Below are 22,465 nucleotides of genomic sequence, written 5' to 3' on the forward strand. Positions count from 1 at the left end.
TAGAGGGGCTTGTCTACGTTGATAAAAGCATTATCAACGGCAGTCAGAGCTTAAGCTGCAGCTTGTTGAAGCTGTGCTAGCACATCATGCAGAGAAGGGCTGATGGTGTGTCCAAGCGCTTTCACTTCGTCACATGGCTCTACTAAATCAGGGATCTGGAAGCTGATCATGTTGGCTGCCATAGAAGCGCGAATTCCGTTGTTCGAATCTTCGAACGCTAGGCAGGTTTCAGGTGCAACACCTAAGCGTTCTGCCGCGAGTAAGTAGATCTCTGGGTGAGGCTTGCCGTGAGTCACTTCGCAGCCTGTGCTTAATGAGGTGAAGTACGAATCTAGGCCAGCCAGCTCAAGCTTCTTCTTTGCGATATCAAGCTGAGTGGAGGTCGCCACCGCGATTGGAATGTCATTCGATTTTAGCCATTCAAGCAGCTCAATCACGCCATCTTTTACTGGGATTGCTTGGTTTTTAACAATTGCACTGTAGCGGGTGCGCCATTCATTATTCAGCGCTGGGTAATCTAACCCTTCACCGTAACCATTTCGAAAAATCTGTTCGATGGTTTTTGCGTTACAACCAATGATGCCTAGGTAGACATCTTGCAAAAACGGAACACCTTGCGCGTGACATGCTTCTTCAAAAACCTGCATACAAAGTCGCTCGGTGTCGAGCAGCAGCCCATCCATATCAAAAATAGCAGCTTGAAAATTCATATCCGTGGTTCTTAATGTGTTGTCATCGTGAGGGCGGGTATTTTGACATAGTGTCTAGTGATAGGCGAGTCAACGTTCAGTAAGAATATATCCAATCGGCTCGGCAATATGCTTCTGCATGACTTTAAATGTGATTGATTGTGGTTGAAATAATATCGTTCAGTTATGAGCCTTGTGTTTTATAGGCCATCCAGATCTAACAGAAACAATTATGATTATTCCACATAACAAATCTAGCTTGTGCGTCTGGCTTCTTATTACATTTCATAAACTTACAGGTCGGTTTACGTGACCATAATCTTATAAAAAACAATTACCGGGAGCCTGCAATCATAGTGTGACCAAGCAATAAGTAAATGGCTGAGCTTAGGGAGAAAATAACATTAGTCCACATTTTTAGCAGGGTTGCTTATGTTGTATTTTGAGTTTCTATTTTTATTAGTCGTCCTTTATATCGGATCTCGGTATGGCGGTATTGGCTTAGGTGTTGTTTCTGGTATTGGTTTGGTTATCGAGGTGTTTGTCTTCAAGATGCCACCAACGTCTCCACCTGTCACCGTGATGCTGATCATCCTCGCCGTTGTTACTTGTGCTTCGATTCTCGAAGCGGCAGGTGGTTTGAAATACATGCTGCAAGTGGCGGAAAGGGTGCTTAGAAAGAACCCGAAACGCGTTACCCTGATAGCTCCGTTCGTGACTTACTCGATGACTTTCTTATTGGGTACTGGCCACGCGGTTTACTCCATCATGCCGATCATTGGCGATGTCGCACTGAAGAACGGGATTCGTCCTGAGCGCCCAATGGCGGCGGCGTCTGTAGCGTCTCAACTGGCTATTACTGCCTCGCCAATTTCAGCTGCTGTGGTGTATTACCTCGCGCAGCTTTCTGATATTCAACATTCTATTACTCTGCTTTCTATTTTGATGGTGACGGTGCCTGCAACGTTGTTTGGTACGTTCTTACTTTCTTTGTATAGCTTGAAACGCGGTAAAGAGCTGAACGATGATCCTGAATACCAAGCGCGTCTAAAAGATCCTGAGTGGAAAAAGCGTATCGAAAGCACCACAGCAACGTCTTTGGATGAAGTACTGCCAACTTCGGCTCGCAATGCGGTATTGATTTTCCTATTGTCGATTGTCGTGATTGTTATCGTGGCGATGGTGCCTGAGATCAGAACTATCGTAGACGGCGACAAGCCAATCAAGATGTCGGTGATCATCCAAATGATGATGCTCTGTTTCGGCGGTATCATCTTGCTGGCAACCAAAACTGATCCGCGAGATGTGCCAAACGGTGTGGTATTCAAATCGGGAATGGTGGCAGCGATTGCGATCTTCGGTATCGCTTGGATGTCGGATACTTACTTCCAATACGCAATGCCTCAGTTCAAATCTGGCATCGTGGAAATGGTGACCAACTACCCATGGACGTTTGCGCTAGCGCTATTCATCGTATCGGTTGTGGTGAACTCGCAAGCCGCTACTGCACGTATGATGCTACCGGTTGGCCTTGGCTTAGGATTAGACCCAGCCTTGTTGATCGGCTTAATGCCAGCGGTTTACGGCTACTTCTTCATCCCGAACTACCCATCAGATATCGCAACGGTTAACTTCGATGTGTCTGGTACCACTAAGATTGGTAAGTGGTACTTCAACCACTCATTCATGTCGGTGGGTTTAATCGGTGTCGTGGGCGCATGTTGTTTAGGCTACGCTCTGGCACAGATTTTTATCGCTTAATGTATTAGCTTTCTTTGAGATAGCTAAGACAACAAACAAAAACAGCGCCTAAATTGGCGCTGTTTTGTTTTAACAGGTTTCGTTTATTAGCTTTTAGGAGAGCTATTAACGTGGCTCAAAAGCCAAAGACTGAATCGCTTCTTCAATCGTTAGGAAGTGGATCTTCATCAGGCACACTTCAGCTTTCTGGAACTCGTGGTTTCGAATCAGTTTAGTCACGCTTTCAACCGAATACTGCTCAGCTCGTTTAGCTAAACCCAGTTGGTTTGAGTTTGATTGTAGCGAGTAGCTGTCGCCAACTGAATCGATGAGGTAATCATCTTCGCCCAAGATCATATCTGAGCATTCCACCTGGAAATCTTGTTCTGACGCGACGTAAATAAGCTCATCATCACCGTCGAGTTTTACCAAAGATGGCCAACTGATCATTGCTGCCCTTTCTATGTGCTGCTTACTGCTTTTAATAGTGGTGACGACAAGCAATTATATAAAAGTTATCGTCATCTGCTTTATACACTAATCGATTCTTGTCATCGATTCGTCTTGACCAAAAGCTAGACAGGTTGCCGACTAGTGGCTCCGGCTTTCCAATCCCTTCAAAGGGCGTTCTTTTGGCGGCTTCAATCAACTTATTTAGTTTCTTGAGCGTTTTCTTGTCTTGGGTTTGCCAGTATAGGTAATCTTCCCAAGCATTATCTGTAAATACAATCTTTCGATCATTCGTCATTATTCAATTCTCGAACGGTTGTATTTCCGGCTTCGAGTTGAGCAATGGATTCAGCTAATCTTTCAGCGTTTTTAGGCGAGCTCATTAGGTACAAGGTTTCTTGCATTGAATTAAAATGGTCAAGAGACATTACCACGGCATCTTCTGAATCTCGTCTGGTTATTACCGTAACATCAGAATCGTCTACCACTCTATCGAGCACAGACTTAAGGCTATTTCTTGCCTCAGTAAAAGAAACAATATTCATCACTTATTTACCCTGTTGTTTTTGGATATGTTTAATCTTTCAATATACACAGAATAGTTAATCATTCATGAATTAACTATTATACATGTTTCGCTTGTTGTACATGTTATCTCAGAGATTACACATGATCAACTTATGGTACATGTCACTCACTGTAAATCTGCAGAGTGTTACTGACTCAAAATGCTATTTACTTAAAGATCGGCCCAACGGCACGAAGTAACCTTGCAGCGCTTGATAAATCTCTTTGCGATGCGTGAGATCTGGATAGAGAGGGAACATATCCGGTTTGGTCGTGCCATCGACTAAGTAAGAATTCTCGATATCTGAGCAGGATTCAATCGTAGCTTCAAAGGCACGAGCCATCATTTCTGTTGGCAATGAGAAGTAACGAGCCGACGTTGCCTTGTCGGCAATGACACTGCGTGCCACGTAATCGTGTTTGTCCAAGTTATTGTCGCTAAGCAATGTGGCGTCAAACACAGACATCAAACTTTCATTTAATGGATGAGGTCGCACCTTTCTATCGTGTAACCAACAGTCACTGGCGAACAAGATTTGCTTGCGAGGACCGGATGTGTCACCAATCTCAAACGCTTTCTCAGCGATATAATGGTCAAATGCATGCCAAAACTCGTGTGCGAGCGCGCCAGCTCCGGCATTCTTAGCAAGAGCTAATTCTCTCTGGTTCGGGGCGTAGTGTGCTTGTACGCCTTTTCTTCCGCCACTGCCGAAAGCTAAGCCTAATGTGCCGCGAAGGCCAATTGCTTCTGGTGGCAAAGCCAGGATGTAAGCCAAGTCGGCTAACGAGTCGAATATCAGATTCGCGGCTAGCTCTTTCTCTTCTTTCGTTACCCAAGCGCCCACACGAATGCTGCCCATACCGAAGGTCTGTTTGATGTCCATGAATGACACCTGATCGCCATGTCGGTAGTCTGGGCCTTTGCGCGTTTTGTATTTAAAGTGGGTTAACTTCAAAGGGGTCCTTGGAAACAGACGTAAGAATGAATAGTGTGCTCAGTGAGATGCGCCTGTGTGAGATGCATCTCTTGGAATTAAAGGACGTTAGCACTTTTGATAGCAAATTGCCGAACAAAATTAGTTTAGATTGAGTTCGAAAGCTTCCCATGAAGTTGGGTTACCTTCACGAGTGAGTGGAAAGAGTGGCTGTTGTGGTTTTGCATAGCTTAATCGGTGCAGTCTTTGAGTTACGTGGTAGCTATCAAGCCCTGATACCGTGACCAAATCCAACGCTTCTAAATCAAGGTAGCCATCCGGCATCACGGCGCGTTTGGGTGCGTGAATCGTTATAACTTCACCGATCAACATTTGCGTTTGATTGCTTTCGATTGTTATCTGTTCTTTGAACGCTAACCCTATCTTTAAACTGCTCTCCAAGACGAAGGGAGCGGGGAATGTGTCGTCATAATAGGCCGTTAAGCCGACCGCGTTGAATTCTGAGACTGGTTTAGGGTAGCGAGCCGAGGTTTGATGGGCCTTTTTAACAAAGTCAGCACCAATGCTGTTAACGGTGAAGTACTTAGTTTCTAGGATGTTTTCTAGCGTATGACGTCGGCTTTTATCTGGGCGAACAATAAAACCAAGCAGCGCGGGATCAGACCCTAGGTGAATGACAGAGCTCACTATCGCAAGGTTTTCAAGCCCCTGTTTATCACAAGTACCAATTAGGTTGGCGCTTTTAAATCCAGATAGGGAGTTAACCAAACGAATGCGGTGGCGCGGGTTCATTGTTTGGATATCTTGTTTAGAAAGGGTCATGTCCTTCATATCTTCTCTTCTTCTCATTTATTGTTATCTTCGAGCATGCTCACTAACGGACTTATATGTACGAAGAATCCGCTTTTATCGATCAAAGAGCGCTTATTGGCCGTGGGCAGTTTGTCTCTTTTATCTCTGCTACAGCACAATGAACGAGATCCTTTGCATAGATTTACGTACGTTGACGTCCCTTTACATCACAGGAGCTAAAGTAATGATGTCGTCTTTATGAGTGTTAACAAATGAAAACAGTCCGCAATATCATTTGGGCAATGATTGCCACAATGTCAGCCTTTTGGTTTGCGATGGAACCGCAATTATTCGCTTCAAGCGATGTCTTTGAATGGCGCTCAGCCATGATTCAGTACTCAGGTATTTTGTCTCTGGTGTTAATGTCCATCACAATGATCTTGGCGATGCGTTTGCCTATGGTTGAGAATTGGCTGAAAGGTATGGATAAAGCATATCGAGTCCATAAATGGCTCGGTATCGGTGGTGTTGCACTGGGTGTGACACACTGGTTGTGGTACCAAATACCTAAGTCATTGGTGGTGTCTGGTGTGTTAGATAAGCCTGTTCGACACGATGGTTCAGGGCCGCAAGCTGTTTTGACTGGATGGGAGTTATGGGTCAATGAATTACGCGGTATTGCTCAGAGTATTGGCGAGTGGGGCTTCTACTTGTTGCTCATTTTACTGGTGGCGTCACTATGGGCGGCAGTGAAGTACAAACCGTTTAAATTGTCGCACCGTCTGATGTCGGTTGCGTACCTGTTTATCGCTTTCCACTCAGTAATCCTGCTTAAACGAGCGTATTGGGGAGAACCTATTTATTATCTAACTGTGGCATTTGCTTTGGCTGGGTCTATCGCAGCGATTTACAGTTTGTTGGGCTTGGTTGGGCGTCGTAATCGTCACTCAGCGACGATTATCTCGACTCGCTATTTTCCACAAGCTGAAGTGATGGAGCTGGTGTTAAAACCGGAGGCATCTTGGCAAGGTCACAAAGCTGGGCAGTTTGCGTACTTGCGTTTCGGTAATGAAGACCCGCATCCGTTTACCATTGTTTCTGGCAGTGATGATCCAGAGCTGCGCTTTTTGATCAAAGAGCTGGGTGATTTTACTAATGGCCTATATGAACGAGTGAAAGCGGGCGATGCGGTTACGGTTGAAGGACCCTATGGTCGACTTTATTTTGACCTAAGCAAGCCACAAATTTGGATTGCTGGTGGTGTCGGGATAGCGTCGTTTTTTGCAACACTTGAAGCGCTCAAAACAGAACGAGATCATCCTCGTATTCAACTGTTTTATTGTACTCGCGGTGTTGATAAGCAATTAATCGATGAGTTGTGGCACCTAGCACACGCGGTTGGTGTGAAGTTGACCGTGATAGATACCTTGCACTCACCGCGGCTAAACGCCGGAAGAATTGTCAATCAATGTGGCGACCTCAACGAGTACGAGATGTATTTCTGCGGGCCGGAGTTGTTCTCTACATCACTGAAAAAAGAATTAGACACCTATCAATTTGATATTGAAAAGCACTACCACGAAGAGCTGTTTGTGATGCGTTAAAGCCAACTATTGGAGCTTTGATTGTTAAATTAGTCAATCGGCACAGTGTAAAAAGGCGTAAAGTCACTCAATTTGTTATTGCAGCGGTTTGCTATTGAGCGATACCATATAGGGCTGTTTCTTTGGTAAAGATGTAATTATGTCAGATGAAAAACTCGCACTCGAATGGATGCGCCAACAAGCTCATAAAGTTGACCCATACGTTATCGATCCATCGTTTGATGAATGCGTTGAGTTGCTTGATCCTGCCTTCAAGAAAGGCAAGAGTGTTGCTCAACTCAAGTATCTGTTATCAGAAGCAGATCGCCGAGCGGGCGCGGCAGAACGTAAGCATGCGGCTTTAAAATACGCCAAAGAGAAAAGCCCAAATGCTGGTCAAATCTTGCGACTGCAAAGCAAGCTTCAACAAGTTCAGTTGGCTCTCAAGCTTGCCACTGGCGATAACAATATGACCATATCTCAGTTCTGTTCAGAGTATGACGTGACTAAGCGTGACGGCAATACGGCATGGAATGAAAAGTTGGTGGAGCAGGGGAAGAGAAAGTAGTCTTTTAAACGCTTTATTCTTCTATAAACTGTCACGTTAGTTAATGTCATACACTTTTCAAAAAACGACCTATTGTTATCAATGAACGCCTTTCTAAAGCCTGAAAAATCGCTTCTCAGGCTTTAATTTTTATAGCCAACCTGTTGCATTTTTTAGCGCCTTTCCTAATTCTCGTACTGGATTTTCTCTCTATTTTTCTGAGATATCTAATGTGCGCGATACACTATTTTTCGCCCATTAATCAATTTCACTTGTGACAAAGTTATCAGAATTATGCATTTTCGGTAACGTTCCCGAAATTATCGATCTATCATCCACTCAGATACAAAAGTGAAGTAATCAACACGACTGATTTCTATTTCTTCTTCGATATAGAGCTTATACATTAAAAGTATAAGCCGAAATGTGCTTACGAATTATTTTGGGAACGTTTGCAGATAATCCAAAACAATTAACGTGAGAACATCAGAATGAAACGACACATTTTAGCGGTTGCTGTAACAATGGGGCTAATGACTACATCGGTATTAGCAAGTGAAGACGTTGCAGCATTAGAGCAACGTATTAATGAATTAGAACAAAGGGTTGCACAAACAGAGCAGGTCTCTACCGAGGCCAATGAAAAGGCTTCTTCGTTTGAGTTTCACGGCTATGCTCGCTCTGGGTTATTGATCAACGACGACCTAAACGGCGCGACAGGTACTGGTCCTTACATGACAGCGGCGGGTGCCATTGGAGCTCCAATTGGACGTCTTGGTGTTGAAGATGATCATTACGTTGAAGCGAACTTGATTCATAAGCGATTTGCAGACGATGGCTCTAGTGCTTTGTTTCGCATCATGTTGGCCGACAGTACTGAGACAAATAACGAGTGGACTGCCAGCGAAAGCCAGTTGAATGTGCGACAAGTGTATTCAGAACTGAACCGTCTGAGCATGTTCTCTGAATCTGAAGCGTTTTCTGAAGCAACGTTTTGGGCGGGTAAACGATTCGATCGCGACAACTTTGATATTCACTTTTTCGATTCGGATATTGTCTTCTTATCAGGTACTGGTGCGGGCGTTTATGACGTTCAGATGAGCGACAACTGGAAAGCGAATTTCTCTATTTATGGCCGAGATTTTGGTGAGATTGATAGCTCGTCAACAGATGTAGAAAACTACATTGCAACCATGAATAACCGTATTGGCCAATGGCAAGTGATGTTGAGCGGTATGACCTCAGCAGACAACGATAGCCGCCTAAATGGCGCAGCTGAAAGCGGTGTACACGCAATGTTTGCGTACCATGGAGACAACTTCTTTGGTCTGAGCGAAGGCTTCTCTAAAACGGGTATGTTAGTGGGTAGTGGCCTAGGTGCAGAGCTAAAAGGCATCGGTTCAAATGGTGATCTACTGGATGACGCGAAAGCCGTTCGCCTGTTTAGCTACGGTGTCACTCGCATTGGCGACAACTGGCGCTTAGCACCTGCATTAATGGCAGAGCATAGCCAAGACCGTTTGAAGAAGAATGACGAGTTCACATGGGCTTCTTTAAACGTTCGATTAGCTCAAGAGTTCACAGAGAACTTTGAGATGGTTTACGAAGGTTCATTGCAATACATGGATTTAGACAACTCGACAGAGCAAGCGAGCGGCGGTTTCTACAAAGCGACAGTTGCACCAACACTCAAGCTTTCAACTAGCACTGGTTTCTTTGACCGACCAGAACTGCGTTTCGCTGTGAGCTATGTGGATTGGAGTGAAGACCTAAATGGTTACTCGATCAGCACTGAAGCAGATGCTGCAACGATGGGAGAGGGCGGCGAGGTTCTGTTTGCACTGCAGATGGAAACTTGGTTCTAATTGCTTGATATATCGTTTAGATAGAGAGTGTTACTCATGATGTGATAGTCGCATCACCAAATGCCAACCTTATCGTTTCAACTCGAAGGTTGGCATTTTTTATCTTGGGATAACCTGATCTCTGAAATAAATCGCTAGCAAGACTCTCGGTCAATAGTGGTGAAGGTCAACACCATCTTGCTCATTTCAAAGCCTTTTTTCTCAATACGGTCGAGTAGCAGCTTGGCTCCATTTTCTCCCGCTTTATCAAACGCATAGTTAAACGTAGACAGCGTTGGTGTGCATACTGAAGCGAGCTCATCGTCACCTACACCGAGCACCAATATATCCTTTCCTGGAACGAGCCCCGCTTCCTGAATGGCTCTGATCGCACCGATTGCGATACGGTCAGTGGCGCAGAATAGGCCGTCGAGCTTGGTGTGCTCCTTGAGATACTGCTTCGCCAGTTGGTAACCTGATTCTATGGTGAAGTCGCCACGGGCGTGAAATTGCAGTGTGAGGTCGTTAAATTGAAGCGATTGAGCGAAGCCTTCCGATCTCATCTTATCAACCGCAATATCATCACCTTGCACACCGATGAATCCCATATGCTTACAAGCTTTCGCTATGAGGCGATTACCCGCTTCAAACCCTACGCGAGTGTCGTCGTGCACAATGCTTGGGATGTTAAACATTGACCCGTCTTGACCAACCAATACCACGGGTACGGCAGAGCTTTGAATCGCTTTGACTAATTGGTTGTCGAGGTGGGTCGCGTACAGGATGATACCTTCAACACGCCTCTGGTTAAATATCTGAATATATTCAAGTTCTTTATGGTGTGTTTGGTGTGTGCTCGCTAATAATACATGCTTGCCCGCTTGCTCTAAGACGGCGGTTAAACCATCGACACCCTGAGAGGTGGCATGGGAAGAAACCCTAGGAACAATCACGCCAACCAGGTTGGTTTTTTGGGACTTTAAGTCTTTAGCGACTTGGTTTGGGAGATAGCCACACTCTTCAACTGCTTTACGCACCTTCACCTTGGTCGCGTCTTTTACGCCATACTCATCATTGATTACTCTTGAAACCGTCGACTTGGAAACTCCAGCGAGACGAGCGACATCATGAAGACTAGCCATTATTCATTATCCAATTGTAATTTTAGTTTTGGGATTGTTTGCAAACAGAGCATCAAATTTACCTGTTATTAGGGGATTTTAACCCTGTCTTCTTATCCTAGGGAGATAATTTGAAGATCATTCTCACACTATTGAGCAGTTATCTTTGATCATTTGTTATTTCTAGGCAAAAATTTGTTTTGCAAACGTTCCCGAAAATTCAAAAGCTCAAATGATAATCCAATGGGGTATGTAATGAATTATCCAAAAATAGCAAAAGAGCTGCTTTCTCTATTAGGTGGTAAAAGTAATATCACCGCACTCGCACACTGCGCGACTCGTCTGCGTCTTGCGGTTGCAGACCAAGATAAAATTGATGAACAGGCGATTGATAACCTAGAAGGGGTTAAGGGCCAGTTTAAAGTGGCAGGTCAATATCAGATCATCTTTGGCTCAGGCATCGTAAACCAAGTTTATGCTGAGTTGGCTAAGCTGACTGAAATGACGGAAATGTCGACCAACGATGTGGCGTCTGCAGGTGCTGACAACCAAAATATCCTGCAACGCGCGGTGAAAGGCCTGTCTGATATTTTTGTACCAATCATTCCGGCGATTGTTGCTGGTGGTTTGTTGATGGGTATCTACAACCTATTGACGGCTCAAGGCTTATTCATTGATGGCAAATCTTTAATCGACGCTAATCCGGGTTTGACCGACTTAGCAAACATGATCAATACATTTGCTAATGCTCCTTTTGTGTACTTACCTATTTTATTAGCATTTTCAGCGAGTAAGAAGTTTGGTGGTAACCCATACCTTGGCGCGGCTTTAGGTATGTTGATGGTTCACCCAGACTTGCTTAACGGCTGGGGCTTCGGTGGCGCATCAGTGTCGGGCAGCATTCCGGTTTGGAACATTTTAGGTTTCGAAATCGAGAAAGTAGGCTATCAAGGTTCAGTACTACCCGTTCTTGTTTCTGCGTTTATTCTAGCGAAAGTTGAGCTTGGGCTGCGTAAAGTTATTCCTTCGGTTCTGGATAACTTGCTAACGCCGCTATTGGCGATTTTCATAACTGGTTTGTTAACATTCACGATTGTTGGTCCATTTACTCGTGATATCGGCTTCCTGCTTGGTGACGGCCTAAATTGGTTATACAACAGTGCTGGCTTCATTGGCGGTGCGGTGTTTGGTTTGATTTATGCGCCGTTTGTTATTACTGGTATGCACCATAGCTTTATTGCTATTGAAACTCAGTTGCTTGCGGATATTGCAACAACTGGTGGTACGTTTATCTTCCCTATCGCGGCGATGTCTAACGTGTCACAAGGTGCAGCGGCACTGGCGGTTGGTTTCATGAGTAAAGATAAGAAAATGAAAGGTATCGCGATTCCTTCTGGTGTGACTGGCTTGCTTGGTATTACTGAACCTGCAATGTTCGGTGTGAACTTGAAGCTTCGCTATCCATTCATTGCTGCGGTTTGTGCCGCTGCGATTTCAAGCGCGTTTATCACGATGTTCAATGTGAAAGCACAAGCACTGGGTGCGGCGGGTATTCCTGGCATCATCTCAATATCACCAGAAAAGATTGGCTACTACGTGGTAGGTATGATTATCGCGTTCGTGACTGCCTTTGCTCTGACCGTTGTTTTAGGTCTGCGCGAGCGCAGCAAGCAAAACATTAAAGCAACAGCTTAACGTTTCTCCCTAGAAGTGAAGCCCCCCTTTTCACTTCATTTCCTAAGCTTTGGGGTGCTAGCTAGGTGATTTGGCTTAGCTAGCCTTTTTATATTTTTACATGACAGCGTGAAGTGTCACCTTGCTTTTGGTTGCTACTGCTTTCGATTGCCATCGCTTTCGGTTGTCATGATTTTCAGTTTTAAGGTAAGAAAGATGAATCAAGTTTGGGTAACTGGAGACGCCGTCGTCGACCTCATTCCGGAGACTGACGCGACATTATTGAAATGTCCGGGCGGTGCGCCTGCTAATGTCGCGGTAGCGATTTCTCGCCTTTTAGGCAAAAGCGCATTTTTTGGCCGAGTGGGTAACGATCCGTTTGGCACTTTTATGGAAGTGACTCTGCAAAAGGAAGGTGTGAATACCGATCGCTTGGTGAAGGACCCTGAACAACGCACGTCAACCGTGGTGGTCGCTCTTGATGACCAAGGCGAGCGTAGCTTTACGTTTATGGTTAAGCCAAGTGCCGACCAGTTTATGTCTGTTGAAGACATTCCCGAATTTAAGAAAAACGAGTGGCTACACGTCTGCTCGATCTCTTTGGCTAATGAACCAAGCCGAAGCAGCACCTTCGAAGCCATCCGACGCATGAAAGCCGTGGGCGGTTACATCAGCTTCGATCCAAACCTTCGTGATGAAGTGTGGCAAAACCCATCTGAAATTAAGTCTGTGGTCATGAAAGCGGTTGAGTTGGCGGATGTGGTTAAATTCTCAGAAGAAGAACTGGACTTCTTAACCGATTCAACTTCGATGGAACAAGGCTTGGCTAACATTGCAGATCTTAACAACACGCTTGTTCTGGTTACGCAGGGCGCGAAAGGCGTTTGGCGAGTATTTGAAAACCAAGGTGTGTTGATTTCAGGTCGCTCAGTGACGCCAGTGGATACCACGGGTGCAGGCGATGCTTTTGTTGGCGGTTTGCTTGCAAAGCTTTCTCAAGATGATGAGTGGAACAATCAACAAGTCGTCGATTCTGCAATTCAGTGGGCGAATGGGTGTGGTGCACTGGCGACCACGCAAAAAGGCGCAATGACCGCACTTCCAACGCAAGAAGCTCTTACTCAGTTTATTCAAAAAGACTCTTCAAATACGAATGCCGTAGAGGAGAGTGTATGAGTTTGAACTCGAACTGGACAGTAGAGCAAAGATATCGCCGTATAGAAGATATTTCTCTAGAGAGTATTGATGCGATGGTAGAGCTTCGCAAACAAGACTCTGGCTATCCAAGCTACCATATTGCGCCTAAGTTTGGTCTGCTTAATGATCCGAATGGTCTGTGTTTCTTTAATGGTGAACACCACCTATTTTACCAATGGACGCCAGTTGGCCCCGTCCATGGTATGAAGTACTGGTACCACCTTTCTACCAAAGACTTCGTTCATTTCGAAGACCACGGCATTGGCTTGCACCCAGACCAAGATTACGACTCTCACGGTGTTTACTCTGGTGGTGCATTGGTTGAAAACGACAATGCATTGTTGTTTTTTACAGGTAACAAGCGCGACGGAAATTGGTTGCGAGTGCCAACTCAATGTTTTGCCAAGATGACTGCTGACGGCAAAATAGAAAAGCACGGCGTGGTTATCGAAAACGATCACTACACCGAACATTTCCGCGACCCAAAAGTGTGGAAACAGGGCGGCGATTATCTGATGGTTGTGGGTGCTCAAACGCCTCAAAATACTGGCTCTATGGCGCTATATTGCAGCCGAGACCTGATGAATTGGCAGCACAAAGGTCCAATTCAAACTCGTTACAACAACCTTGGCTATATGTGGGAATGCCCAGATTTCTTTGAAATAGAGAATCAGTCGGTGATGCTGTTTTCTCCACAAGGTGTGTCTAGCGAAAATCCATACGATTTCAAAAATATCTACTCGGTGGCTTATATCGTCGGTGACCGCTTAAATCTCGATTCGGTAGAACTGGAAAACCACCAAGATATTGCGCAGCCAGATTATGGCTTCGATTTCTATGCACCACAGACTTATTTAGATGATACAGGCCGCCGTATTCTGATTGCTTGGATTGGTCTGCCTGAGATTGATACACCATCTAATGAGTATCAGTGGGCGGGCATGTTGTCGTTACCACGCGAACTTCAAATCCAAGATGGCTATCTTGTTCAGTCTGCTTTACCTGAATTGAAAGCGCTACAGGGTGAAGCTGTGGTGGTTGAAAATGCTCTTGAATTGGATACAACCAGCTTCATGGTTGAGCTCGAAACGGATACTGACGAGTTTGAGTTTACACTTACTAACGTTGCGGGTGATAACATCGTATTCAGTGCTACAGAAAAGGAGTTCATGCTTGATCGCAGTAAGATGTCTCAGCTCTACGCGGAAGAGTTTGGCTCAGTGAGAAAAGCACCGAGGTTGAGCACCAAGCAAATCATCGAGGTTTATGTTGATAAGTCAGTGATCGAAATCTTTATCAATGGCGGTAAGCACACAATGACCAGCCGTTTCTTCATTGATGACTTGAGTTCATTGTCGATGACTGGTGACGTGAACACCGTTTATCACTCGATGAACCCAATTAAAGGGTTGGACAACTAACCTCCGCTTATCTCCATCAAGAAAGCCGCTGATCATCAACAGCGGCTTTTGTTTGGTCTGCGACATCACTATTGTGCTAACTCTTTGACCTTGTCCATTCCCCGTAGCCCTGAATCTCAAGTCCATTTAGAACAAACAACCAACGCTAAGGTCGAATGTTATTGAAACTGACCTTCTGCGTTCCGTCATCTTTATTCAATAGCTCCACCACATCGCCTTGATAGTAATACGGTTCCATTGGCATCTCGCTGTTGGTCGGCCTTGCGTAATGCAATATTGCTGGCTTCGCGTCAACTTGCTGAGCGAACAAATAGCCAATCAGCGCATGTTCAAACTGGTGATAACCGTTGCCCCAATGGAAAGCTTTGGTGCGTTTTGGGTCAAGCCCGACACCGCCGTATTTGTGGTCGACCCATACATCATGAAAGGTCGGTAACGTGTATTGCAGGACGTCTTTCATCGAACCATCGACAAGTGAAACCGTCATTGCTGCTTGATCAAGTTCCGCCCACTCCCATGATGAAGCCCACTCACTGTGCGGTCTGCTTTGCCAGCCAGTTATCTCTTGTCCTTTCCAGGCTTTCTGAAGTTCCTCGCCATAATATTGGGAGACACTCACGAACTCTTTCTGATATTGCGCCTGATCCAAAGTGTATTTCATACCGTCTAAACCAAACTCCGACCATTCAGAGTTATTCAATGTTTGGCCTGTAAGGTAAGTCATCCAATACGCTTTGATGGTGTGTCCAAAATCATTGTGATTAGCATTCGGCATCATCGCTGCTTTATCGTGAATTGCACCGTAGAAGCGTTGTTCATCTTCAGAATGGTATTGGTCAATCATGGCTTGCGTGAGCCAGTTTAAGTCATCAAGCCATTTTGATTTGATGGGCTCTTTGAGCAGAGGAGCGACTAACAACAGGTAGCCGTTTATTTGATCAAGTTGCGCAACCAGTTCACGCTGTGTGGCTTTGCCATCTTCACCATCCGCAAGTACCCAAGCAAGACCGCTGTTGTCGCTAAGTCGATATTTATCAAAGATAAAAGCTTGTTGTGCGATGAGTGCTTCTTCTACCTTTTTGTCTTGAGTCAGGTAGTAGTACATGGCAAGGCCAACTAATGCATACGCTTGATCTTGAGAAGTACGCTGCTGCCAATTCTGGCCTACTTTTCCCTCTTTTGTGTAGCCGATAAAGCCGCCGTTTTGCTTATCTTCTAGCTGATCAATGATGTAGTAGGCTCCTTGCTTGGCAAGCGCTAAAGCCTGCTTATCGCCACTAAGGTGGTAGAGCACGCCATAGGCATAAGTTTGACGTGACTTCATCCGCGTAAACTCTTTGCCAAAGTGTGGCGTGATCCAGCCTTTGTTTAGTTCATGGCACACATCAGAAACATCGAGCAAGGTACCGTCATCACAGCGGAAAGTAGGGAAGTTTCCTACCGGTTCTCCTTGAGCGCTAGGCATTAACCAATAAGGTGCAAGCCCTTCAGTCGCATGGTTGAGCCACTCTTCTCCAGAAGGAAGATGGGCGTTGGCAGATACGGCGAAGCTAGTAATACTGAGTAATGCGATCGTTGCTCGTAACATGATGTTTATCTTAACTATTTGAATTTATTTGAATATAAACAATCACATCTGCACATTGTGATTAGGCGATCACAATCGACCAAATTAATAAGGTTTAGATAAAAGCTCACAGACTAGTGAGCTTTGGAAGGGTGTCTTGTATTTTATACTGGCTTGCCCGCCTCATCTTCTTCAACCACATCGGTTTCTAAGCTTGCCTCTGCCAGCCATTTTTGTATTGATGGACTGTTAAGCACACGTTGTTGATACTGCGATGCCTTTTCGGAAAGTTGTATTCCATAGGTTTCTACGCGCAATGCGACGGGTGCAAACATTGCATCGGCAATCGACCATTCACCAAACAACCATCCTTCAGGGTATTGTTCCATTTGTGCAGACCATATTGCATCAATACGAGCGATGTCTTTCAGTGCGTCTTCACTCAGTGTGAGCTTTCGTTGTGCGCGGCAGTTCATCGGCATTTCATTTCTGACGGCAAAGAACCCAGAGTGCATCTCGGCGGAAATTGCTCGGGCATGAGCGCGTTCTTTCACTGAGCTAGGCCACGCTGCACCGTCCAAATAGGCATCGTTAACGTATTCGAGAATCGCCAATGAATCCCACACCGCAACATTACCATCAACTAGGGTTGGAACCTTGGCCGTTGGCGTCACTTTCGCCAGAGTGTCGTAAAAATCAGAGGTGAATAGCTTGAGCTTGATGACTTCTGCATTCAGGTTGTAGTTGTCGAATATTAGCCATGCGCGCAGTGACCAAGTTGAGTAGTTCTGGTTTCCAATATAAAGCTGCATCGTTGCTTCCTTGCGTTTGGTGGGCATGCATTTGAGATTAGGGGATTGTATTGCGGCGCACTAACGGATAATTTTGATGCAATACATTAACAAAAACGATGGGTGGTGATTTCAATATGGATATTGATGCTTTGCGAGGCTTTCTCGCGTTTGTAGAAACCAGTAGTTTCACTCGTGCAGCGAAACAGATAAATCGCACCCAATCGGCATTCAGTGCTCAGATGCGTAAGTTGGAAGAAGAACTTAACGTCACTCTTTTCCAGAAAGAAGGACGTAATTTAATACTGACTGAAGCTGGCTTAGCGCTGCGATCTCATGCCGAACAGTTGGTCGCCCTTCACAATACCGCACTTAAGCAAGTAAAGCGTTACGAAGACAAACAACCTCTGCGACTCGGCTGCCCTGAAGACTACAATGACACCATTCTGCCGAAAGTGATTCGCCTGTTGCAGAAAGCAGAACCCACCTGTTCAATCCAAATATTCAGCCTGCCCAGCATTACGCTGAGAGAGTGGTTGGATGACGGCAGGCTTGATGCGGCGATTGTCACCCGAGCGCCCGATAGTGAAGAGGGTTACTGGCTCACTCATGATATCGGAGTATGGATAAGCAGCCCTGATTATGTGTTCGATGAGTCTAAACCAGTGCCATTAGCCTTGTTTCAGACCGATTGTAAGTACCACGCCGCGGCAGTGAATGGCTTAACCAAGCAGGGCACGCCTTATCAGTTATTGGCGTGTAGCAATACCGCTTCAGCGCAGCGTGCAATCGTGAAAGCAGGATTAGCGATTGGTGCGATGGGTAAGCTAAGCGTGACTTCAGATTTGAAAATTCTTGATGATATGCCGCCGTTGCCTTCGGTCGATATTGTGCTGATCCTAGCGAGTAAGCATCACCCGGTATTGGATAAAGAAGTGCTCAATCAACTTGTGGAGCTGGGTTCTGAGTAGCTTAGGTTCATCTTCCTATTGGAGGATTCCCAAGCTTTTCAATTTTCGATAAATGGTGTTGCGGCTGATACCGAGTATTCTCGAAGTCTTACTTATGTTGCCTTGGTTGGCTTGATAAGTTTGCAACAAGGTTTCTTCAACGGTGCTTCTTAAATCGTTACTCGCTGTACCTTTTATGGCATTAGAAGTCATTAGCTGGTGCTGATTATCGTGTGCTAATGACGTGAGATGTTGAGCAAGATGGCTCGGTACATGTTCTAAGGTGAGCTGTGGTTCATCACTCGCCAGTAGAGCGGCGACCTTAAGTAAATTGTCTAACTCGCGAATATTGCCTGGCCAAGAATAGGCGCACAGTAAGCTCATTAAGTGCGGGCAGATTGTCTGTTCGTCTTCTGCGTATTTACCGTGAATGTGCTCGATTAAGGCGTGTTTGTCTTGTCGGTGTTGCAGGCTTGGCAAGGTAAAGGCCAAGCCATTCAGGCGGTAAAAGAGATCTTGTCGAAATTCCCCCGTAGCGACCAACTGTTCTAAGTTTTTATGCGTCGCGGCGATGATCTGACAATCGACTTGATAGCTTTGATTAGAACCAACTGGCACCACGGATTTGTCTTGCAGAACATGCAGCAAGCGACACTGAGCCTCTAACGGCATGTCGGCGATTTCATCCAAAAATAGAATGCCCTTGTCTGCTTGACGGATCTTACCTTGAAAACCCTTGTGGCTTGCGCCAGTAAACGCGCCCGGCGCGTAGCCAAACAGCTCAGATTCGATAAGATCTTTCGGCAGCGCACCGCAGTTCACCGCAACTAACGGTGACGATTTACGTTGGCTTTGCTTGTGTAACGCTTTAACAAACTCGCCTTTACCAACCCCTGTTTCGCCTAGGATTAATAGGCTGATCCCTCTGTCGATAACCTTATTGGCCTGTTGCCAAGCGTGTTCTATCTGTTGTTCACCATGGTGCAAATCGCACGATGCTGAAATGGAGCGCGTGCGTTTGGTGGTTGGTTGTTTGAGATGCTGTTTCTCAAAGACAAAGGGCGTGTCTAATGAGGTTCGGTTGAACAGGGTATCTATGCATTCGCCGACGATCGAGGTTTGATCCAACAATTGAGAGGCGACTTGATTGTGCGCGACTACCTCGCCTGCTTCATTGGCTATCACTATCCCTTGCCAACCACTGTGTAGTAAAGATTTCTCACATGCGAGGTCAATACGAGTGGTGCCTTGTGGGATATGACTTAATAGCTGATTTTCAACAAGCTGAACCATATTTTGAACCAGCAATTGGACAGAACTGTCGTGTTGTTGCTGCTCACTGGTAATGTCCAATACGCCAACCATCTGCCCTTGATGATCAAACACAGGGCTTGCTGAACAACTGATAAATCGATGCTGGTGGATGAAGTGTTGTTCGCCAATGATGGATACGGGTTTCGCTTCCACAATGGCGGTGCCAATCGCGTTGGTGCCTTTAAGTTGTTCCTGCCAACACGCTCCAGAGCTGAGTGCAATTGACGTCAGTTTCTCCTTAAACCGCTCCTGTCCCCAACTCGCCAGAATCACCCCTTCAATGTCCGTCAAAATCAAACGACTGTCAGTGCGCGCAAACATCTGATTAAACAGAGGGAGAGCATTACGTTCGACGATGTTGATTAAGTCAGAAGATTGATGTCGTCGCTGTTTAAGAATCGATTGTGGCAGGCGAATATCTTCGGGAAGTCGTCTTTGTTTTAGACCCGCTTCTGTGCTGCGGTGCCAAGAGGATGAAAGCCAATCTGAGGTGTTTGCTTGTTGAAGGTGCATGACTGTTCCATGTCGTAACAGTGAGGGTGTACCAATTTGGAACAGTTGAACACTGGTGTGGTTTCCAGACGTCCGTTCAATGCCAACTCACTTTGGGTTGTAAACGTTTGGTAATCATAGTTTTACAATTTATTAACAACAAGTTTTGAAGTTCTGGCGTGTGATTTGCGTTGTTACTGTTGTGAAGAAAACACGAAGTATCAGTGTTTTAAACAGAAAGTATAAACATGGGCGTCTTGTCATGAGTTCTTTTCTCAAGAGGAGCCGCCACAAAAATAAGACAGCTCTCGCTCAATAACAAATCTAAGAAGGATCTAACTATGATTTACGCACAGCCGGGTAGTGATAACGCAGTGGTGAACTTTAAAGCGCAATACGATAACTTTATCGGTGGCGAGTGGGTGAAGCCTGTCAGCGGCGAATATTTTGATAACACTTCCCCAGTGAATGGTCAGGTGTATTGCCAAGTGGCACGCTCAACCGAGGCGGATATCAGCTTGGCACTCGATGCCGCGCATGCAGCTCGTGCAAGTTGGGCTGCGACTAGTGTGACCGAACGTTCGAACATCCTGCTTAAAATTGCCGACCGCATTGAAGCGAACCTTGAAGAAATCGCGGTCGCTGAAACATGGGAAAACGGCAAGCCTGTGCGAGAAACCTTAGCGGCAGATATTCCTTTGGTTGTCGATCACTTCCGTTATTTCGCGGGTTGTATTCGAGCGCAAGAAGGTAGCGCAGCAGAGCTGGATTCAAACACCGCGAGTTACCACTTCCCAGAACCTATTGGTGTTGTAGGGCAGATCATTCCTTGGAACTTTCCGATTTTAATGGCGGCTTGGAAATTGGCACCAGCACTGGCTGCGGGCTGTTGTGTGGTGATGAAGCCAGCCGAGCAAACACCGACATCGATCTTGGTTATGATGGAGAAGATCGCTGATCTTCTACCTGCAGGCGTAGTCAACATCGTCAATGGTTTTGGTAGCGAAGCCGGCCAAGCATTAGCAACCAGCGATCGTTTGGCTAAATTGGCCTTTACTGGTTCGACAGAAGTCGGCCACCACATCCTGAAATGTGCGGCTGAAAGCTTGATTCCATCAACGGTTGAGCTTGGCGGTAAGTCTCCAAATATCTACTTCCCAGATATCTTTAATCATGAAGACGAATACCTAGATAAGTGTGTCGAAGGTATGTTGCTGGCGTTCTTTAATCAGGGCGAGGTGTGTACCTGTCCATCACGTGTGTTGATTCACGAATCGGTGTACGACAAGTTCATCGCCAAGGTGGTCGAGTGTGCTCAAACTATTAAACAAGGTAACCCGCTAGATACAGATACGCAGGTTGGCGCACAAGCTTCAAAAGAGCAGTTCGATAAGATCTTGAGCTACCTAGAAATTGGCCGTCAAGAAGGTGCGAAAGTGCTAACAGGTGGTGAAATCGCGCAGCAACCAGATGATCTCGGCAACGGTTACTACATTCAGCCAACCATGCTGGAAGGGCATAACAAGATGCGTGTATTCCAAGAGGAGATCTTCGGTCCTGTTATCGCGGTGACGACGTTTAAAGATGAAGCAGAAGCACTCGAGATAGCCAATGATACCGAATATGGCTTGGGTGCAGGCGTGTGGACGCGTGATGCAAACCTCGCGTATCGAATGGGTCGCAACATTGAAGCCGGCCGTATCTGGGTGAACTGCTACCACGCTTACCCAGCTCATGCCGCGTTTGGTGGTTACAAGAAGTCGGGCATCGGCCGTGAGACACATAAGATGATGCTCGATCACTACCAAAATACTAAGAACCTGTTGATCAGCTACGATACTAACCCACTAGGATTTTTCTAAAATAGATAGGTTCTAGAACAGTCTAATTAGGAAGTCACTAGCAACGAGATGGCTTAAACAATATAAGTAAAATGAAAAGCAAAACGCCAAGTTCTTATGAGCTTGGCGTTTTTATGTTTGAATCGCTTTAGTTTTTCGAAAAGAAGATCTCTGGCTTATGGTTCGGGCCATAGTTGCCTTCTAGTTGGGTAAGTTCTAATCCTTGTTTGCCTATCAAAGAGCCGACCAATTGGCGGTTAAACGGGTAGCTGTCGGGGTTGTTAATATATTCTTCAACATCTATCCATTTAGCTTCTGCAATTTCATCAGTGTCTTGAATCGCAATTTCTTGAGTTTGAGCGATAAGGTGACAAATAAAGTAGAGGTTTGATTTACCGAATTGATACGGGTGTCTTGTCGCCATGCCAACCACAGAAACGAACGTTGCCTCGATACCGGTTTCTTCCAAGGTTTCACGAACCACCGATTCTTCAATGCCTTCACCCAACTCAATATGACCGCCCGGTAATTTGTAGCCCGTCATGCCGTGCTCTTTGATCATCAGAACTTGATTGTGTTCGTTAGTGATTAACGCACCAGCACCCAAGGTGTGGGTCGGAATGAAAGGCACAAACTCTACAATCTCGGATTTGTGGATCAGCGTAATCTCGTCTTCTAAGCAGTTGTGAAACACAAAGCCAAGCTCAGTCGCCACCGGAATAAGGTGCGAGAGTGAAATAGGTAAGCTAATCCAAATAATGCCTTTGCTATTCTGCTTTGAAAATTCGGTGATCTCGCTGAGTTCGGCATTGAATGAGTCAACATCGTGAGGGGCTGTTGCTGGGTCAATGATGATGCCGTTAAATTTGTCGAGCGTAAATTCCACGGGTGATCCTTTATTATTTTGATTTATTGGGCGTCGAGCATGGTCTGAGCTTATCGTATCTAAA

General features: G+C 45.6%; 20 protein-coding genes. 9 read left to right on the forward strand and 11 right to left on the reverse strand.

Annotated elements, in window-relative coordinates; genetic code table 11:
* Positions 1-50: 50 nt before the first annotated feature.
* A complete protein-coding gene (locus tag AB4274_RS16500) occupies positions 51-710 on the reverse strand; it encodes an HAD family phosphatase (RefSeq protein ID WP_017069081.1) in 660 nt (219 codons plus the stop codon).
* A 411-nt stretch (positions 711-1,121) separates the two neighbouring features.
* Here AB4274_RS16500 and AB4274_RS16505 point away from each other — a divergent pair, with 411 nt between their 5' ends.
* Positions 1,122-2,450: an anaerobic C4-dicarboxylate transporter gene (locus AB4274_RS16505; protein WP_010432780.1), complete on the forward strand. Its 1,329-nt coding sequence runs from the start codon at positions 1,122-1,124 to the stop codon at positions 2,448-2,450.
* A 105-nt stretch (positions 2,451-2,555) separates the two neighbouring features.
* Here the strand turns inward: AB4274_RS16505 and AB4274_RS16510 are convergent, their stop codons facing one another.
* The 5 genes from AB4274_RS16510 to AB4274_RS16530 all read right to left on the reverse strand — a co-directional run bounded on the left by AB4274_RS16510 (position 2,556) and on the right by AB4274_RS16530 (position 5,212).
* A complete protein-coding gene (locus AB4274_RS16510) occupies positions 2,556-2,879 on the reverse strand; it encodes a DUF4144 domain-containing protein (RefSeq protein ID WP_108194370.1) in 324 nt (107 codons plus the stop codon).
* Between the two features lie 31 nt (positions 2,880-2,910).
* Positions 2,911-3,177: a Txe/YoeB family addiction module toxin gene (locus AB4274_RS16515; RefSeq protein WP_017061615.1), complete on the reverse strand. Its 267-nt coding sequence runs from the start codon at positions 3,175-3,177 to the stop codon at positions 2,911-2,913.
* On the reverse strand, positions 3,167-3,424 hold the full coding sequence (locus AB4274_RS16520; protein ID WP_017061616.1) for a type II toxin-antitoxin system Phd/YefM family antitoxin: 258 nt from the start codon (positions 3,422-3,424) through the stop codon (positions 3,167-3,169). Before AB4274_RS16520 ends, AB4274_RS16515 begins: the two co-directional genes overlap by 11 nt.
* Positions 3,425-3,610: 186 nt before the next feature.
* The gene (locus AB4274_RS16525) at positions 3,611-4,402 is read right to left on the reverse strand and encodes a CLCA_X family protein (RefSeq protein ID WP_372112653.1); all 792 of its coding nucleotides are present in this window, start codon (positions 4,400-4,402) and stop codon (positions 3,611-3,613) included.
* Positions 4,403-4,522: 120 nt separating this feature from the next.
* Positions 4,523-5,212: a flavin reductase family protein gene (locus tag AB4274_RS16530; RefSeq protein ID WP_102393976.1), complete on the reverse strand. Its 690-nt coding sequence runs from the start codon at positions 5,210-5,212 to the stop codon at positions 4,523-4,525.
* A 233-nt stretch (positions 5,213-5,445) separates the two neighbouring features.
* Here AB4274_RS16530 and AB4274_RS16535 point away from each other — a divergent pair, with 233 nt between their 5' ends.
* The 3 genes from AB4274_RS16535 (at position 5,446) to AB4274_RS16545 (ending at position 9,168) form a co-directional block, all read left to right on the forward strand.
* The gene (locus AB4274_RS16535; protein ID WP_017064979.1) at positions 5,446-6,777 is read left to right on the forward strand and encodes a ferric reductase-like transmembrane domain-containing protein; all 1,332 of its coding nucleotides are present in this window, start codon (positions 5,446-5,448) and stop codon (positions 6,775-6,777) included.
* 139 nt (positions 6,778-6,916) lie between these two features.
* Complete coding sequence (locus tag AB4274_RS16540; RefSeq protein ID WP_017061620.1) at positions 6,917-7,324, forward strand: hypothetical protein; 408 nt, start codon at positions 6,917-6,919, stop codon at positions 7,322-7,324.
* A gap of 470 nt (positions 7,325-7,794) precedes the next feature.
* The gene (locus AB4274_RS16545; protein WP_102320859.1) at positions 7,795-9,168 is read left to right on the forward strand and encodes a carbohydrate porin; all 1,374 of its coding nucleotides are present in this window, start codon (positions 7,795-7,797) and stop codon (positions 9,166-9,168) included.
* Between the two features lie 134 nt (positions 9,169-9,302).
* On the opposite strand, the gene AB4274_RS16550 is transcribed toward AB4274_RS16545, so the two are convergent.
* Positions 9,303-10,289 (reverse strand): LacI family DNA-binding transcriptional regulator, encoded by a 987-nt coding sequence (locus AB4274_RS16550; RefSeq protein WP_017061622.1) that lies wholly within the window; start codon positions 10,287-10,289, stop codon positions 9,303-9,305.
* A gap of 234 nt (positions 10,290-10,523) precedes the next feature.
* Here AB4274_RS16550 and AB4274_RS16555 point away from each other — a divergent pair, with 234 nt between their 5' ends.
* From AB4274_RS16555 to AB4274_RS16565, 3 genes are all read left to right on the forward strand, one after another.
* Positions 10,524-11,963 carry a sucrose-specific PTS transporter subunit IIBC gene (locus AB4274_RS16555; RefSeq protein ID WP_017064972.1) on the forward strand — a complete coding sequence of 480 codons (1,440 nt, stop codon included), beginning with the start codon at positions 10,524-10,526 and terminating at the stop codon, positions 11,961-11,963.
* A gap of 195 nt (positions 11,964-12,158) precedes the next feature.
* A complete protein-coding gene (locus AB4274_RS16560; RefSeq protein WP_104216020.1) occupies positions 12,159-13,118 on the forward strand; it encodes an aminoimidazole riboside kinase in 960 nt (319 codons plus the stop codon).
* Complete coding sequence (locus tag AB4274_RS16565) at positions 13,115-14,560, forward strand: sucrose-6-phosphate hydrolase (RefSeq protein WP_102320860.1); 1,446 nt, start codon at positions 13,115-13,117, stop codon at positions 14,558-14,560. The genes AB4274_RS16560 and AB4274_RS16565 overlap by 4 nt, the downstream gene beginning before the upstream one ends.
* 145 nt (positions 14,561-14,705) lie before the next feature.
* Here the strand turns inward: AB4274_RS16565 and AB4274_RS16570 are convergent, their stop codons facing one another.
* Together AB4274_RS16570 and AB4274_RS16575 are read right to left on the reverse strand one after the other, a co-directional pair.
* Positions 14,706-16,148, reverse strand: coding sequence for an N-acylglucosamine 2-epimerase (locus AB4274_RS16570; RefSeq protein ID WP_372112654.1), 1,443 nt, complete (start codon positions 16,146-16,148; stop codon positions 14,706-14,708).
* Between the two features lie 143 nt (positions 16,149-16,291).
* On the reverse strand, positions 16,292-16,939 hold the full coding sequence (locus AB4274_RS16575; RefSeq protein WP_017069761.1) for a glutathione S-transferase family protein: 648 nt from the start codon (positions 16,937-16,939) through the stop codon (positions 16,292-16,294).
* Between the two features lie 98 nt (positions 16,940-17,037).
* On the opposite strand from AB4274_RS16575, the gene AB4274_RS16580 reads away from it, so the two are divergent.
* Positions 17,038-17,889, forward strand: coding sequence for a LysR family transcriptional regulator (locus tag AB4274_RS16580; RefSeq protein WP_102398054.1), 852 nt, complete (start codon positions 17,038-17,040; stop codon positions 17,887-17,889).
* Positions 17,890-17,904: 15 nt separating this feature from the next.
* Here AB4274_RS16580 and AB4274_RS16585 read toward each other — a convergent pair whose 3' ends face one another.
* Complete coding sequence (locus AB4274_RS16585) at positions 17,905-19,695, reverse strand: sigma-54-dependent Fis family transcriptional regulator (protein WP_372112656.1); 1,791 nt, start codon at positions 19,693-19,695, stop codon at positions 17,905-17,907.
* 320 nt (positions 19,696-20,015) lie between these two features.
* On the opposite strand from AB4274_RS16585, the gene AB4274_RS16590 reads away from it, so the two are divergent.
* Complete coding sequence (locus AB4274_RS16590) at positions 20,016-21,536, forward strand: aldehyde dehydrogenase family protein (RefSeq protein ID WP_372112658.1); 1,521 nt, start codon at positions 20,016-20,018, stop codon at positions 21,534-21,536.
* A gap of 127 nt (positions 21,537-21,663) precedes the next feature.
* Here the strand turns inward: AB4274_RS16590 and AB4274_RS16595 are convergent, their stop codons facing one another.
* A complete protein-coding gene (locus tag AB4274_RS16595) occupies positions 21,664-22,401 on the reverse strand; it encodes an NUDIX domain-containing protein (RefSeq protein WP_104216025.1) in 738 nt (245 codons plus the stop codon).
* Between the last annotated feature and the right edge of the window lie 64 nt (positions 22,402-22,465).

It is taken from the genome of Vibrio sp. 10N.261.55.A10 (assembly GCF_041470825.1).
GTDB lineage: Bacteria > Pseudomonadota > Gammaproteobacteria > Enterobacterales > Vibrionaceae > Vibrio > Vibrio crassostreae_C.